14 protein-coding genes are annotated in these 14219 nt (G+C 72.1%); 8 read left to right on the forward strand and 6 right to left on the reverse strand.

What is annotated here, in order from left to right; all coding sequences use genetic code 11:
• Positions 1-12 precede the first annotated feature (12 nt).
• Positions 13-1131 carry a hypothetical protein gene (locus tag ACFYPA_RS25790; protein ID WP_389134377.1) on the reverse strand — a complete coding sequence of 373 codons (1119 nt, stop codon included), beginning with the start codon at positions 1129-1131 and terminating at the stop codon, positions 13-15.
• Between the two features lie 117 nt (positions 1132-1248).
• On the opposite strand from ACFYPA_RS25790, the gene ACFYPA_RS25795 reads away from it, so the two are divergent.
• The 3 genes from ACFYPA_RS25795 (at position 1249) to dapD (ending at position 3166) form a co-directional block, all read left to right on the forward strand.
• Positions 1249-1569, forward strand: coding sequence for a multidrug efflux SMR transporter (locus ACFYPA_RS25795; RefSeq protein ID WP_359083407.1), 321 nt, complete (start codon positions 1249-1251; stop codon positions 1567-1569).
• Positions 1569-2105 (forward strand): TetR/AcrR family transcriptional regulator, encoded by a 537-nt coding sequence (locus ACFYPA_RS25800; RefSeq protein ID WP_389134379.1) that lies wholly within the window; start codon positions 1569-1571, stop codon positions 2103-2105. The genes ACFYPA_RS25795 and ACFYPA_RS25800 overlap by 1 nt, the downstream gene beginning before the upstream one ends.
• Positions 2106-2176: 71 nt before the next feature.
• Positions 2177-3166 (forward strand): 2,3,4,5-tetrahydropyridine-2,6-dicarboxylate N-succinyltransferase, encoded by a 990-nt coding sequence (gene dapD / locus ACFYPA_RS25805; protein ID WP_359083411.1) that lies wholly within the window; start codon positions 2177-2179, stop codon positions 3164-3166.
• On the opposite strand, the gene dapA is transcribed toward dapD, so the two are convergent.
• On the reverse strand, positions 3138-4109 hold the full coding sequence (dapA, locus tag ACFYPA_RS25810) for a 4-hydroxy-tetrahydrodipicolinate synthase (protein ID WP_389134382.1): 972 nt from the start codon (positions 4107-4109) through the stop codon (positions 3138-3140). The two genes, dapD and dapA, sit on opposite strands and share 29 nt — an antisense overlap.
• Before the next feature lie 135 nt (positions 4110-4244).
• Between dapA and ACFYPA_RS25815 the strand changes: the two genes are divergently transcribed.
• Positions 4245-4919, forward strand: a complete 675-nt coding sequence (locus ACFYPA_RS25815; protein ID WP_359083415.1) for a DUF4232 domain-containing protein — start codon at positions 4245-4247, stop codon at positions 4917-4919.
• A gap of 72 nt (positions 4920-4991) precedes the next feature.
• On the opposite strand, the gene ACFYPA_RS25820 is transcribed toward ACFYPA_RS25815, so the two are convergent.
• Positions 4992-5774, reverse strand: coding sequence for a phosphodiesterase (locus ACFYPA_RS25820; RefSeq protein ID WP_389134384.1), 783 nt, complete (start codon positions 5772-5774; stop codon positions 4992-4994).
• Between the two features lie 64 nt (positions 5775-5838).
• A complete protein-coding gene (locus ACFYPA_RS25825) occupies positions 5839-6960 on the reverse strand; it encodes a lipid II:glycine glycyltransferase FemX (protein WP_389134386.1) in 1122 nt (373 codons plus the stop codon).
• A 135-nt stretch (positions 6961-7095) separates the two neighbouring features.
• On the opposite strand from ACFYPA_RS25825, the gene ACFYPA_RS25830 reads away from it, so the two are divergent.
• From ACFYPA_RS25830 to ACFYPA_RS25845, 4 genes are all read left to right on the forward strand, one after another.
• The gene (locus ACFYPA_RS25830; protein WP_389134388.1) at positions 7096-7797 is read left to right on the forward strand and encodes an antibiotic biosynthesis monooxygenase; all 702 of its coding nucleotides are present in this window, start codon (positions 7096-7098) and stop codon (positions 7795-7797) included.
• A gap of 200 nt (positions 7798-7997) precedes the next feature.
• Entirely contained in the window at positions 7998-9485 is a 1488-nt protein-coding gene (locus ACFYPA_RS25835) for a hypothetical protein (RefSeq protein ID WP_359083423.1), read from the forward strand.
• Between the two features lie 167 nt (positions 9486-9652).
• Positions 9653-11137 (forward strand): alkaline phosphatase PhoX, encoded by a 1485-nt coding sequence (locus tag ACFYPA_RS25840; protein WP_359314960.1) that lies wholly within the window; start codon positions 9653-9655, stop codon positions 11135-11137.
• A gap of 223 nt (positions 11138-11360) precedes the next feature.
• A complete protein-coding gene (locus ACFYPA_RS25845; RefSeq protein WP_037711258.1) occupies positions 11361-11591 on the forward strand; it encodes a hypothetical protein in 231 nt (76 codons plus the stop codon).
• Positions 11592-11691: 100 nt separating this feature from the next.
• On the opposite strand, the gene ACFYPA_RS25850 is transcribed toward ACFYPA_RS25845, so the two are convergent.
• The gene (locus tag ACFYPA_RS25850; RefSeq protein ID WP_359083426.1) at positions 11692-12897 is read right to left on the reverse strand and encodes a TerD family protein; all 1206 of its coding nucleotides are present in this window, start codon (positions 12895-12897) and stop codon (positions 11692-11694) included.
• 94 nt (positions 12898-12991) lie between these two features.
• Entirely contained in the window at positions 12992-13801 is an 810-nt protein-coding gene (locus tag ACFYPA_RS25855; RefSeq protein ID WP_359314824.1) for an NAD(P)-dependent oxidoreductase, read from the reverse strand.
• Positions 13802-14219 lie beyond the last annotated feature (418 nt).

The following is a 14219-nucleotide window of genomic DNA, read 5'->3' on the forward strand; positions in this document are numbered from 1 at the left end:
TCCGGGGAGCCGCTACGCCGTGTACTGCGGCGGCACCGCGGCGGCCTCGGCGAGGACCGGGCCCAGGTTCTCGGTGCGGATCCGGCGGTCGACGTACAGCAGTCCGGTCACCAGCGGCGGGAAGGTGGCCACGATCAGCTGGGCGACGAGCTGGCCGACCAGCATCGACAGCGCGTAGCCGCTCATGGCGGCGATGATCGAGGCCGTGTTCGGGTCCTCGCCCAGATTCGCCGAGCCGAGGACACCGGTGAACAGCCCGAGCAGTGAGAACGGCATCTGGATCAGATAGCTGGTGACCCCCGCGATGGCGCTCGCCAGCAGCGTGATGCCGAGGATCCGCCACCAGTCCCCGCGCACCAGCCGGGAGGAGCGGCGCATCGCCCCGATCGGTCCCTGGTTCTCGAAGACGGCGGCCGAGGGGGCCAGAGCGAACTTCACCCAGAGCCAGAGAGCCAGCGGCGCCGTCGCCAGGGTGCCCAGGGCGCCGATCAGGAGCACGGCGATCGGCCCGCCGCCCCCGTCCGTGCCCAGTGCGGCGATCATGACGGCGATGAAGCCGGTCCAGGCGAGCAGCACCGGGACCATCGCGATCAGCCAGGTCAGCACGACCGTCCCGATCACGGCCGGCATCCGCCCCCAGGCCCGCCGCCAGACGGCGGAGAACGTGGTCGGGCGCCCCAGCACCGCCTCCTGGAGGACCACCGGCACGGCCGTGTAGATCATGGCGGTGGAGATCACGACGGCGATCAGGCCCACCAGCCCGACGGAGCCGAACGCCAACACCAGCGCCACCACGTCCTCGGAGCGGGGGTCCTCGTACGAGGTGAGCGACAGGACCCGGTCCAGCTGGTCCGCGACGGCCGAGTAGGCGACCGCGGCGGCGACCAGCACCACCGCCAGTGCCCCGCCGTACGCGGCGGCGCCGACGCCGAACAACTGCTTGCCGTATCGGCCCAGGGTGGCGAAAGCCCCGCCCATGAGGTCCCCGATCCGCAGCGGCCCCAGGGGTATCACCCCGGGCTTCGGCGGCATCCAGCCGCCGCCCCAGCCGCCCCACCCGGGCTGCCCCGGAGGCCCCCCGTACGGCGCACCCCCGTACGCACCGCCACCCCACCCTGCGTCCTGCGCCACTGCTGCTCCGTCGGTCCGTTGATCATGAACTGGCATGTACTGGACGGACCACGGTAGCGCCCCCGTCACCCGTTCGGCCCAGAGCCTCTCGCGGCGGCGATGCGTACACTCGTACACATGGGATACGGACTGCTGGCCGCGGCCATCGCGGCAGAGGTGGCCGGGACGACCGCCATGAAGTACAGCGAGGGATTCACCCGGCTGTGGCCCTCTCTGATCACCGTCGCCGGATATCTGCTGGCCTTCTCACTGCTCGCCCAGACCCTCAAGACGATGTCGATGGGCACGGCCTACGCGATCTGGGCGGGAATCGGGACCGCCGCCGTCGCCGTCATCGGCATGCTGTTCATGGGGGAGTCCGGCAGCCCGGTCAAGGCCGCCGGCATCGTTCTCGTCATCGCCGGTGTGGTGGTCCTCAATCTGGGAGGGGCGCACTGATGGCCCGTCGCCACGACCCCGAGCGGCGCGAGCGGATCATCGACGCGGCGATCCGGGTGGTCGGCGCACACGGGATCGCCGGGCTCAGCCACCGCTCCGTCGCCGCCGAGGCCGATGTGCCGCTCGGCTCGACGACGTACCACTTCGCCACCCTGGACGAACTGCTCGTCGCCGCACTGCGCCGCTCCAACGAGAACTTCGCCGCGCTCTTGCGGCAGAGCCCGTCCCTCGCCGACCCGTCCGCCGATCTCGCGGGCGAACTCGCCCGGCTCCTCGGGGAGTTCTTCGGCGCCGGACGCGGCCGGGCGGAGCTGGAGTACGAGCTCTACCTCGCCGCCCTGCGCCGGCCCGCGCTGCGCCCGGTCGCCGCCGAGTGGACCGACGCCACGGCCGCGCTCCTGGAGCCGCGCACCGGGCCGGTCACGGCGCGCGCACTGATCGCGCTGATGGACGGGATCTGCCTGCGGGTGCTCCTCACCGGCGGGGCCTACGACGAGGCGTACGCGCGGGAGATGCTGGGCCGCATCAGCAGTTGACCCGTCCGGCGCGACGCCCGGACGCTGAGACCGGTTGGCTCGGGCCGCCCCCGGCCGGTTAGGTTCGGGGCATGACCGACACGACTTCTCCCCGCACCACCGGCGCCGTCGCCGCCGGCCTCGCCACCATCGCCGGCGACGGTTCCGTTCTCGACACATGGTTCCCCGCACCCGAGCTCGACGCCGAGCCCGGCCCGGCCGGAACCGAGCGGCTCACCCCCGACCGTGCCGTCAACCTGCTCGGCGAGGGCGCCGCTAAGGCCATCGGCGTGGACGCCCGCCGCGGGGTCGAGATCGTCGCCGTCCGCACGGTCATCGCCTCGCTCGACGACAAGCCGCTCGACGCGCACGACGCGTACCTGCGCCTGCACCTGCTCTCGCACCGCCTCGTCCAGCCGCACGGGCAGAACCTGGACGGCCTCTTCGGCCTCCTCACCAACGTCGCCTGGACCTCGCTCGGCCCGGTCGCCGTCGACGACCTGGAGAAGGTCCGGCTCAACGCCCGCGCCGAGGGCCTGCACCTCCAGGTCACCTCCGTCGACAAGTTCCCCCGCATGACGGACTACGTCGCCCCGAAGGGTGTCCGCATCGCCGACGCCGACCGGGTGCGGCTCGGCGCGCACCTCGCCGCCGGTACCACCGTCATGCACGAGGGCTTCGTCAACTTCAACGCCGGCACCCTCGGCACCTCCATGGTCGAGGGCCGGATCTCCGCCGGCGTCGTCGTCGGTGACGGCTCCGACATCGGCGGCGGCGCCTCCACCATGGGCACGCTCTCCGGCGGCGGCAAGGAGCGCATCGTGATCGGCGAGCGCTGCCTGGTCGGCGCGGAGGCGGGTGTGGGGATCGCGCTCGGCGACGAGTGCGTCGTGGAGGCCGGTCTGTACGTCACCGCCGGCACCCGCGTCACCCTGCCGGACGGTCAGGTCGTCAAGGCGCGCGAGCTCTCCGGCGCCTCGAACATCCTCTTCCGCCGCAACTCGGTGAGCGGCGCCGTCGAGGCCCGCCCGAACAACGCGGTCTGGGGCGGCCTCAACGACGTCCTGCACAGCAACGACTAAGAAGAGGATCCGGAAAATCGGGGGGCGGCCCCCCGATTGCCGGACCCTCTAGGCAGCGAGCAGCGAGCTCCTCGTACGCCCTTCGCAGCCCGTCGGCCGCCCCGCGCCCGGCGGGCTGCAACGGTTCGCGGACCGGGCCCGCGTCCAGCAGGGCCTTCGCCGTCACCGTGCCCGGCAGCCCGGACGCCATCATCAGCTCCGTGAGCGGGGCGAGGAGACCGTTCAGGCGCGCTGCCCCGGCCGTGTCCCCGGCGTCGAACGCGTCCAGGACGGCCCGCAGCGGGCCGGGCGCCACATTGGCCACCGTGCTGACGTATCCGGCGCCGCCCACCGCGTACAGCGGCAGATTCAGCTCCTCGCAGCCCGCGTAGTACGCGAGGCCGGTGGCGGCGATCACCTTGGTCGCCCCCAGCAGGTCGTACGCACAGTCCTTCACCGCCACGACGCGCGGGTGCTCCGCCAGGCGCAGCACCGTCTCCGGCTCGATGCGGGTGCCGGTACGGCCGGGGATGTCGTACAGCATCAGCGGAAGCCCGGTCGCCTCGGCGACGCGAAGGAAGTGCGCCTCGACGGCGGCCTGCGGGGGGCGGCTGTAGTACGGGGCGACGACCAGCAGGCCGTCGGCACCCGCCTGTTCCGCCTGCCCGGCCAGTTCCACGGTGTGCCGGGTGTCGGCGGTGCCGACGCCCGCGACCAGTGGCACGTCCGGGCCGACCGCCTCCCGCACCGCGCGCACCAGGGCCGCCTTCTCGGCGTCCGAGGTGGTCGGCGACTCGCCGGTGGTGCCACTGAGCACCAGACCGTCGCAGCCGCCGGCGACCAGCGTCGCGGCGTGTGCGGCGGCGGCGTCGGGGTCGAGGGCGCCGGTGGGGGTGAACGGCGTGATCATGGCGCAGAGGGTGCGGCCGAAGGGGCGGGGGCGGGGGAGCGGAGACGGCGTCATGTCCGAAGTGTCCGGCGCTACACCGTGAAGGTCCACTTAGTTCTTCTCCGGGTGAAGGTGAAGCAATACTCAACTGTCGCTGTGCTCTGGCATGATCGGCCGCACATGCGGGCGGGGCGATGCGGGGCGGGGTGCATGAAAGTGCGGACGACGGCGTTCACGGGTATACGCGGACCGGTCTCGGCGGCCGCCCTCGTCCTGGCCGGGACACTGGGCCTGTCCGGGTGTGCCGGCTTCCTCGTGCCGGCCGGTGAGGGGGAACCGGGGCCGAGCCCCTCACGTACCTCCGCCGGGGGTGTGCGGGCGACGACGCCGTCCCCCCTGGACATCGCCACCGCGCCCGCCGTACGCCCGACCCCCACGCCGACCCCCACACCGACCGCCACCGGCGGATGCCCGGCCTCCGGCCTCGTCGTGGACATGGGGCCCGTGGAGGCCGCACTCGGCCACCGGGCCGTCGGGCTGACCCTGACCAACTGTGGCAGCGAACCCCACAGGGTCGACGGCTACCCCTCGGTCCAGGCCCTCGACGAGAACGGCGACGCGCTCCCGGTCAAGGTGAACCCGGGCTCCTCGTACTTCGGCAACGACAAGGGCCCCGAAGAGGTCATGCTGGCGCCCGGGAAGACCATGCGCTCGCTGCTCGTGTGGGTCTCCACCCCGACCGGCGGCGACCTGATCGAGGGTGACGCCCTGGAGATCGCCCCCGCACCCGGCCTGGAGCCGCGCACCTTCCCGCTGGAGGGCAGCGACGTGCGGCTGCTCGACGAGTTCAACATGACGGGCTGGCGGACCGTGATGCCCGAGTGACCTGCTCGCACGGCCCGCTTCATCAGGTTCCGCGGCATCACGGACCCTGATTCCGGCACGTGGCCCGGCGCGTCAGTATCCGGCCAGGGCTCCGGCCGCATGGCTGACCGGCACCGTATGGGTGACCCAGGCATCGCCCGCGAGCAGATGCAGCAGGAACGAGGTCGGCTCGGGGAGATAGCCGGGCACGGCGTCCCGCAGTGCCAGGCCGCTCTGCCGGTACGTGCTCGGCGCCACGGCCAGCACGCTGCCCGCGAAGGCGGCGGTGACGGGACGGTGGAGATGGCCGGCCAGGACCCGGGCGACGTTCGGGTGGGCGGCGACCACCTGGGCGAGCGCGTCACCGTCCGCCAGCCGCATCCCGTCCAGGAAGGGGATTCCGACCGGCACCGGTGGATGGTGCAGACACACAAAGGCCGGCACGTCGGGCCTCCGCGAGAGCACCCCGCCCAGCCACTCCAGCTGCTCACTCCCCAGCAGCCCTCCGGCGGACCCGGCCACCGCCGAGTCCAGGACGGCCACCGTGAGCGCCGGATGGTCCACGGCGTAGTACGCCTCCTTGCCCCCGCCCATGAACACCGTGCCGCCGAACGCGTCCAGCAGCGCCGCCGGGTCGTCATGATTGCCCGTCACCAGGTGCAGCGGCAGCGGAAACCGCCCGATCACCTCGCGCAGCTGCGCGTACGCGGCGGGCGTGCCCCGGTCGGCGAGATCACCGGTGATCACCACGCAGTCGGGCAGCGGGTCGAGAGCGAGCACCCGGCGCAAGGCCCGGTCGAGGCCGGCCGCCGGCTCGGCGGCCAGGGCGCCGATGGTGAGATGGGGGTCGCTGAGGTGCGCCACGGAGACGGTCATGCCCGCAGCCTGCCCGGCATCGGGTGTGCGCAACACCGGGCCGGGGGCCGCCGTACCGATGCGCTCAGCGCCGGGCCATGTACAGCGCGAACGCCTTGTGCAGCAGCCGGCTGACCGGGTAGTCCCACTCGCCGACGTACTCGGCGGCGCGCCCCCCGGTTCCCGCCTTGAAACGCAGCAGGCCCAGCAGATGGTTGCCCTCGTCGAGGGTGTCGGTGATGCCGCGCAGGTCGTAGACGGCGGCGCCCCGCTCGTGCGCGTCGCTCATCATCCGCCACTGGATCGCGTTGTTGGGCTGCACCTCGCGCCGGCGGCTGGTCGAGGCACCGTACGAGTACCAGACATGGGCCCCCACCGTCAGCATCGTCGCCGCGGAGAGCACCTCTCCGTCGTGGTGGGCGAGGTAGAGCCGCATCCGGTCCGGGTCCTCGGCCCGCAGCGCCGTCCACATGCGCTCGAAGTAGGCGAGCGGCCGGGGGACGAAGCGGTCCCGCTCGGCGGTCTCGCGGTACAGCCCGTAGAAGACCGGGAGGTCGTCCGGGCCGCCCTCGACGACCTTCACGCCCGCCTTCTCCGCCTTCTTGATGTTGCGCCGCCACTGCTGGTTCAGCCCGCCCTGGATCTCCTCCAGCGACCTCCCGGCGAACGGCACCTGGAACACGTAACGGGGCTGCCCGGCGCTGAAGCCGTCCGCGTCCCCGTCCCCGCCCTGCTGCCAGCCCAGCCGGCGCAACTGCTCCACGACCTCGGCGGCGCCTGCCTCGGTCACATCCGCCCCGACGTCGCGCAGCCGGGCAGCGGCCGGGTCCGCGATGGCGTCCTTGACCGTCTGTGCCTCCCAGCGGCGGGCGACCACCGGCGGGCCCATCCGTACCGTGAACGCGCCCTGGGCCTTGGCGTGCGCCACCAGTGGATCGAGCCAGGGGCGCAGATCCCCCTCGTGCCACGGGATCACCGGGCCCTCCGGCAGATAGGCCAGGTACCGCTTCAGCCTGGGGACCGGGCGGTACAGCACCAGCCCGGCGCCGACGGTCCGCCCGTCCCCGTCCAGCCAGCCGATGCTCTCCGCGCGCCAGTCGGGCTTCACGTCGCCCCATGAGGGGACCTGCATATGGCTGGCCGAGCCCCGGTCGGCGACGAACGCCAGGTGCTGCTCGCGCGTGATCTCCTCGACCCGCAGCGTCATGCGGTACTCCGTTCGTTGTCCGATTCGTCAGCGTAACGAGAGGCACGCGAGCCGCGGTTGACCTCAAGTGTGCTTGACGTATCAGGGTGGCTGTCACGGGCGCACCGCAAGGGTGCGCCGGTGAGGGGAGCAGCCATGTCAGTGGAGTTCGTGTCCCGGCCCGATGTCACCCGTGCGGATGCGGGGCTCGTCAGGGCCGGTACCTGGGATGCCGGTACGCCGGAGCGCGGGCGGCAGGCCGTCGAGGCCATCCGCACGGCGTGGGCGCACAGGCACTGGCCGCACCCGGGCCTGCTCTCGTACAGCGTGTACACGGGGGAGGACGGCAGGACGCTCTTCCACTACGCGCAGTGGACCGGCGAGGAGACCTACCAGGACTTCGTCGGGGAGGGCCGGGACGCGCGCGACGCCGAAATCGACGCGGCCGTGCCGGGCATCGAACGGCGCGGCCCGCACACCTACGAGCTCTACCGGTCCTCCTCACCCGGCGGTCGCGAGCGCGGCTGTGTCGTGGTGGTCGACGTAGAGTTCGAGGCGGCGGACAAGGCCCGCCAACGCGACTGGGTGGACGGTGTGTTCGAAGCGCTGGGGACGGACCCCGCCCCCGCCGTCGGCGGGCTCGCCGGCCACTTCCAGAGCACCGACGGGACCAGGGTGCTCAACTACGCGGAGTGGGTGAGCGCGCAGGCCCATGTCGACGCGCTGGCCGCTCCCGGGGACGGCATCGGTTCACGGACGCCGCAGTGGGAACGGGTGCAGACGTACCCGGGCGTGACCGGCGGGGGCGTGCGCCGCTACACCCCGGCGCTCAGCCTGCGCCCGGGCGGTGACGGGTGACGACGCCCCTGCGGGGGCGGCGATCCCGCGTGTACGGAGATCAGCTGTCCGGGCCCTTTCGCCGACCCGGCGCCTTCTCTCCCGTCCACCGGACGGCACCGGGTGCGATGCGTCTAGGCTTGGGCCGCCTGACCCCGTACGCGCCCGGAGCCGTGGCCCCGGCGACGTGTACGCCCGCACGTTCTCGAGGAGACCCCCTGATGTCCGCAGAGCGCCCCACCCTGCCGCCGGTCCGGCTGCACACCGAGGCGGAGCTGGCACGGGACGCGCTCGCGGCACCGCTGCTCGCCCGCGCCGTCCGGCTCGCCCGCTGGGCCGGCCCCGACACGAGAGTCGGCGCCGGCGGCGAACTCGTCGACACACAGCTGCCCGCGGCGGCCGAGCACCTGGGCCTCGTCGCGGACGAGGACGGTGCGGCGGAGGCCAGTGAGGCGTGGCGGCTCGCGGTCGACACCGGCCTGGTCGAGGTCGAGGACCCGGACCCGGACGCCGATGCCGACGCCGACGCCGAGGAGGGCTTCCTCGACGACACGGAGGGCACCGTCACCGCGGGGGAGAACCTGGCGCTGCTGACCGGCGGTTCGCCGCAGGACGTCCTCGCGATCTGGCTCGACGGCCTGGAGGCCGCCCACGCCGACGCCACCGCCCCGGTCTTCGACGACTTCGCCGACCTCGTCGGCGAGGACGGGTCGATCGACTTCGACGCGCTGGACTGGGATCCGGAGACCGAGGCGGAGTTCCTCGACGGGGTGCTCGGCAACCTCTATCTGCTCACGGTCGGCCAGGGCGCGGGAGACGAGTCCGTGCCGCTGCCCGCGCTGGCCGCCTCGATGATCGTCCCCGACGACATGGGCGAGCCCACCGACGACATCCTGGAGCAGGTGTCGGACGCGATGATGCGCCTGGACGACCAGTTCCGCGTTCTCGAACCCATCGGCATCGTCGAATACCGGCCGGTGGACGAGTCGTTGCTGGCCGAGGAGGGCGAGGAGTCGGTGCCCCCGGCCGACGACGACGACGTCACCCGGTACGGCATGGTGAAGCTGACCCCGCTCGGCATCTACGGCATCCGGGCCCGGATGCTGGACGCCGGCGTGGACGCCCCGGCCATCGGCGACCTCGCCGACAAGGGCGCCGACGTGCTCCTCAGCGGCATCGCGTACTACCCCGAGGCGGCGGCCCGCGGCGAGATCGAGCTGTGGCTCGCGCGGCACGGTGCCGAAGGGGCGGCCGGAGAACTCCTGGACGCCGCACGCGGAGAGGACCCGCAGGCACCCCTGCGCCGGCTGCACTGCCAGCAGGCGCTCGCCCTGGTCGGGGCGGACGCCGAACCCGCGGTGCGCGCGGTGCTGGGCGACCCGGAGCTGGGCGGCCTCGCCCGCGTGTGGCTCGCCGAGCGGGGCGCCGCGGACGTGCCGGCCCCCTCGGAGGCGATGATCTTCTGGCTGGCCATCGACACGATCGCGGCGCAGCTGGAGGCGGACGGCGATCTCGAGGAGCTCCAGGGCCTGGTCGAAGGGCTGTCGGGTCAGCACAGCGGCTTCTTCGACGAGGCGTGGCGGGTGGACCACCCGGCGACGGCGGACGTCCTGGAGGCGATGGGGCGGCTGCACAGCGACAAGAAGCAGGCCAAGGACGCCCGCAAGGCCGCCTTCAAGGCCCGTTCCCGGGCAGGCTCCGGCAGCTGAGGCGCGCGTCGGGGCGGGAGGCCGGACCAACGGGTTTCGGCCACCCGCCACCGATGATGTTCACGGAACGCATTCCCTCGAAGTCGTCCTCAGTTCAACTGATGTTGGCGCAGGGGCGGGACGGTGATCGCACCAACAACCCGCCCCCGCTGCACCAGGAGTACGTGATGGCCTTCACGCGCAGGGAATTCACCAGACAGTCCGCCCTCACCGGTGCCGGCATCGCCCTCACCGGAACCGTCGCCGCGCTGGCCACCGCACCCGGCGCCCTCGCCGCCGAGGACGCGAAGCACGGCCACGACGACCACGGCCACGGACACGAGCACGACGGACACGGCCACGGGCACAGCCACGAGCCCGGCTACGGGCCGCTGCTGCCCGACCCGAAGGGCATACTCGCGCTGCCCGCCGGCTTCTCGTACAAGGTCATCACGCACAGTGGCGTCACCAAGCTGGAGACCGGCGAGTCCACCCCCTCCAACCACGACGGCACGGCCGCCTTCGAGGGTGCGCGTGGCGTGACCCTGCTGGTGAACAACCACGAGCTGAGCGGCACCCGGGCCGGCTGGGAGCACCCGGTCCCGCTCACCGACGGCCTCGTCTACGACCCGGTCGCGGCCGGCGGATGCACCGTCGTGGAGACCCGCCGCGACGGCCGTACCGCCGAATGGGTCGGCATCGCCGGCACCTCCACGAACTGCGCCGGCGGCTCCACCCCGTGGGACACCTGGCTGACCTGCGAGGAGACCGAGGACAAGGCCGGGAAGAACGGCCTGCTCAAGGACCACGGCTACGTCTTCGAGGTCGACCCGTACGACAAGCGCGCCAACCGCGACCCGCGTCCCATCAAGGCGTTCGGCCGCTACGCCCACGAGGCCGTCGTCATCGACCCCAAGCAGGGCCACGCCTACCTCACCGAGGACGCGTCCGGTCCCAACGGGCTGCTCTACCGCTGGGTGCCGCCGCGCGGCTTCAAGCACGGCCGCGGCAAGCTCCGCACCCTCGCCGACGACGCCGGTGTCCTGCAGGCCACCAAGTGCTTCGACAAGAGCGGAAAGTTCGTCGACGACCTCTCCCGCGCCACGAAGATCGGCACCGTCTACGGCGTGGACTGGGTCGACGTCCCCGACCGCGACGCCAGGACGGTCTCGGTGCGCAAGCAGTTCGGCGACAAGGACGTCACCCGCGCCCGCAAGCTCGAAGGCATGTGGTGGGGCGACGGCGGTGCCTACATCGTCTCCTCGTTCGCCCGCGGTGAGAGCCCCGTCCCGCACGACGGCCAGGTCTGGTTCTACGACCCGAAGCGCCGCACGCTGACGCTGAAGGTGCTCCTCGGCGTCAACGCCGACCCCTCCAAGGACGGTGCCTTCGACGGCCCGGACAACATCACCGTCTCGCCCTACGGCGGCCTGGTCATCTCCGAGGACGGCGAAGGCATCCAGCACCTCTTCGGGGCGACCGAGAGCGGCCGCACCTACCCCATCGCGCGCAACGAGCTGAACAACGGCACGGAGGCCGAGCCCGAGTACAGCGAGTTCACCGGTGTGACCTTCTCGCCCGACGGCAGGACGCTCTTCGCCAACATCCAGACGCCCGGCATCATGCTGGCCATCACCGGCCCGTGGAAGCGTCACCCGCGGCGGGGCCAGTAGCACGCAGAGGTGAACCCGACCGCCCCACCACGCCCCGCGGGGAAGCGATAACCGCCACATCGGTGGAGGTCCCGCGGGCGCCGCGGCACCGGCGGAGCCCTTGCCGGAAGCGGGGAGGGACGGCCCATGCTCCCGGAACCGCTGATTACGAATCCGGCATCAGTGCGGCCCCAGGAGCGGTCGGGCATGGCGTCGGGCGTTTTCAGGGCGCATACTCAAGGTAATGAAACAGTCAGCCGGATCCCGGCGTCACCTGCCTTCCAGTCCCTTCAACCGCCCGGCCCAGGCGGCCCCACCGGTCGAATTGTTCGATGTGGGCGACAGGGTGTCGCATGACCAGTTCGGACTCGGCCGAGTCCTTGCTGTCGAGGGCGACAACGACGCAGTGCTCATCGACTTCTCGGGGCGACAGGGGAGGATCCTGAGCCCGTACTCCAAGCTGACCAAGCTCTGAGAGAAGCGACGAGCACGCGCCGCGTACGCCCTCTTTCTCTCGCCGACCGCCTTCAGGGGCACCCGCAGCCAGCCGGGTGCCCCTGAAGACGTTTGCGTCCCTACAGGGACTGGGCGGCGGGCTTGACCATGCCGCGGACGGTGCGCGACTTCACGAAGTCGCCCATCGCGGTCATCTCCCACTCGCCGGAGAACTGCTTGATCAGCTTCGCCATCATCACGCCGGTCTGCGGCTCGGCGCCGGTCAGATCGAAGCGCACCAGCTCCTCGCCGGTGGCCGCGTCGAGCAGCCGGCAGTAGGCCTTGGCCACTTCGGTGAACTTCTGGCCGGTGAACGAGTTGACCGTGAACACCAGACCGGTCGCCTCCGGGGGGATCCGGCCCAGGTCGACGACGATCACCTCGTCGTCCCCGGCGCCCTCACCGGTGAGGTTGTCCCCCGAGTGCTTGATGGCGCCGTTCAGGATGGAGAGCTTGCCGAAGTAGCAGCTGTCCAGGTGATTGCGGTTGGGGCCGTAGGCGATCACCGAGGCGTCGAGGTCGATGTCCTTGCCCCGGAACGCGGGCTCCCAGCCGAGGCCCATCTTGACCTGGGAGAGCAGCGGGCGGCCACCCTTGACCAGCGACACCGTCTGGTTCTTCTGCAGGCTGACCCGGCCCTTGTCGAGGTTGATCTTGCCGGAGGCGGGCGGCGCGGTGGGCGCCGGGGGCGCCTGGGGTGCGGCGGGGGGAGCGGCGATGCGCGGGTCCGCCGGTGCGGCTACGGGGGCCGGGGGTGCGACCGGAGCGGGTGCGGCGGCCGGCTCCTCCTCGACCGAGACGCCGAAGTCGGTTGCGATGCCGGCCAGCCCGTCGGCATAGCCCTGGCCGACCGCACGGGCCTTCCAGGCACCGCCGCGCCGGTAGACCTCGATGACCACGAGGGCGGTCTCGGTGCCCAGCCGGGGCGGGGTGAAGGTGGCGAGCGCACTGCCGTCGTCCGCGTTGCGCACGGTGGCGGTGGGCTCGATGCCCTGGAAGGTCTGACCCGCTCCGTCCGGGCTCGCCGTGACGACGATCTTCTCGATGCCGGGCGGCACCGCGGCGGTGTCCACCACGATCGCGTCGGGCGCGGTGCCGCCGCCGGAGCGGTAGGTCACACCCGGGCCCGAGGGCTGGTTGTAGAAGATGAAATCGTCGTCGGAGCGCACCTTGCCGTCGGCGGTGAGCAGCAGGCCCGACACGTCGAGCCGCACGGGAGCGGCGACGTCCACCGCCACGCGGAGGGCGGAGAGGGGGATGTTCGAGCCGGGTGTCATAGCGGTCATGCACGGGGTAACGAATGACCCGGCTTTGCCGTTCCCTTACCTTCGGCCGGCTTCGCCCGTACGGCGGCACCGACCGCCGCCGTATCCCCCCGGTTCAGTAAGGCCAGATCGGCGGGTTGGTGCAGAAGTGGCCGCCGAGGTGGGCGTGGTCCGGGTTGTCCGGGTCGAGCTCGCCCTGTTCGGCGATGAGCTTCGCCGCGTACTCCTCCGAGTCGTCCTGCGGTGCGTAGCCGAGGGAACGGGCCGTCGTCAGGTCCCACCACAGGCGGGTGTTGTCCGAGGAGCCGTGGATCACGGTGTGCCCCACGTTCTCGGCGGTGAGCGCGGCGTCGAAGAGCCGGGCCCCGTCGGCCGGGCTCATCCAGACGGACAGCATCCGTACGGACGTCGGCTCGGGGAAGCAGGAACCGATGCGCACGGAGACGGTCTCCAGGCCGTGGCGGTCCCAGTACAGCTGAGCGAGGTCCTCGCCGAAGGACTTGGAGAGGCCGTAGAAGGTGTCCGGCCGGCGCGGGGTGTCAATGGGGATCAGCGGGTCGCCGGGGAGCGGCCGGGGGGTGAATCCGACGGCGTGGTTCGACGACGCGAAGACGATCCGCCGCACGCCCTCCGCGAGGGCGGCCTCGTAGAGGTTGTAGGTGCCCTCGATGTTCGCCCGCAGGATCTTGTCGAAAGAGGCTTCCAGGGAGATGCCCGCAAGGTGGATGATCGCGTCGACGCCTCGCACGGCCTCGCGCAGCGCCTCCTTGTCCCCGAGGTCGGCCGTGATCGCGTCCGGCTCGCCCTCGATGGGGAACATGTCGAACAGGCGGAGCGTGTAGCCGTGGGCGGGCAGCAGTCCGCGCATCAGGGTGCCGAGACCGCCGGCGGCCCCGGTGAGCAGGACGGTGCGGGGAGCGGACATGCGGGGATCTCCTCGGTGCGGGGGGCGGCTGCGCTCGCCGGGCCCTTGGACGGGGTTCACATTCGTGGACAAGTTATGGACTGAGGCGGGCGTGCGTCAAGGGGCGTCCTGCCTTGTTGCCCCGTCCGGGGCGGGGGTCGCGTCCTCAAGCGCCGGACGGGCTGGGTGGTGCGGGGTGCTCCGCGGGGCGTCGCGGTGACCTGGTGGGTGGGGGTCCGGGGTCCCTCCGGGGCGTCTCCTCAGACGACGAACGTTCCGCGGGTACGCAGCGGGCCCGGGTATCCGTTCGTCGTCCTGCGGGGACTCCCCTGCACGCCCCCGGCCCCGGCCGCCTCGCGTCTGCGGATCAGCCCGACGACTGTCGCAGACGCAGGGCGGCCGGGTGGGGACGTGCAGGGGAGTCCCCGCAGGAAATGGC

This window comes from Streptomyces sp. NPDC005775 (assembly GCF_042871565.1).
Classification (GTDB): Bacteria; Actinomycetota; Actinomycetes; order Streptomycetales; family Streptomycetaceae; genus Streptomyces.

Bases quoted from the DNA above. Each gene is read 5' to 3' on its own strand.
- ACFYPA_RS25840 (WP_359314960.1), top strand. From the start codon at position 9,653: ATGGCCTTCACGCGCAGGGAATTCACCAGACAGTCCGCCCTCACCGGT.
- ACFYPA_RS25800 (WP_389134379.1), top strand. From the start codon at position 1,569: ATGGCCCGTCGCCACGACCCCGAGCGGCGCGAGCGGATCATCGACGCG.
- ACFYPA_RS25855 (WP_359314824.1), bottom strand. From the start codon at position 13,801: ATGTCCGCTCCCCGCACCGTCCTGCTCACCGGGGCCGCCGGCGGTCTC.
- ACFYPA_RS25795 (WP_359083407.1), top strand. From the start codon at position 1,249: ATGGGATACGGACTGCTGGCCGCGGCCATCGCGGCAGAGGTGGCCGGG.
- dapA (WP_389134382.1), bottom strand. From the start codon at position 4,109: ATGACGCCGTCTCCGCTCCCCCGCCCCCGCCCCTTCGGCCGCACCCTC.
- dapD (WP_359083411.1), top strand. From the start codon at position 2,177: ATGACCGACACGACTTCTCCCCGCACCACCGGCGCCGTCGCCGCCGGC.
- ACFYPA_RS25845 (WP_037711258.1), top strand. From the start codon at position 11,361: ATGAAACAGTCAGCCGGATCCCGGCGTCACCTGCCTTCCAGTCCCTTC.
- ACFYPA_RS25850 (WP_359083426.1), bottom strand. From the start codon at position 12,897: ATGACCGCTATGACACCCGGCTCGAACATCCCCCTCTCCGCCCTCCGC.
- ACFYPA_RS25820 (WP_389134384.1), bottom strand. From the start codon at position 5,774: ATGACCGTCTCCGTGGCGCACCTCAGCGACCCCCATCTCACCATCGGC.
- ACFYPA_RS25835 (WP_359083423.1), top strand. From the start codon at position 7,998: ATGTCCGCAGAGCGCCCCACCCTGCCGCCGGTCCGGCTGCACACCGAG.
- ACFYPA_RS25830 (WP_389134388.1), top strand. From the start codon at position 7,096: ATGTCAGTGGAGTTCGTGTCCCGGCCCGATGTCACCCGTGCGGATGCG.
- ACFYPA_RS25815 (WP_359083415.1), top strand. From the start codon at position 4,245: ATGAAAGTGCGGACGACGGCGTTCACGGGTATACGCGGACCGGTCTCG.
- ACFYPA_RS25825 (WP_389134386.1), bottom strand. From the start codon at position 6,960: ATGACGCTGCGGGTCGAGGAGATCACGCGCGAGCAGCACCTGGCGTTC.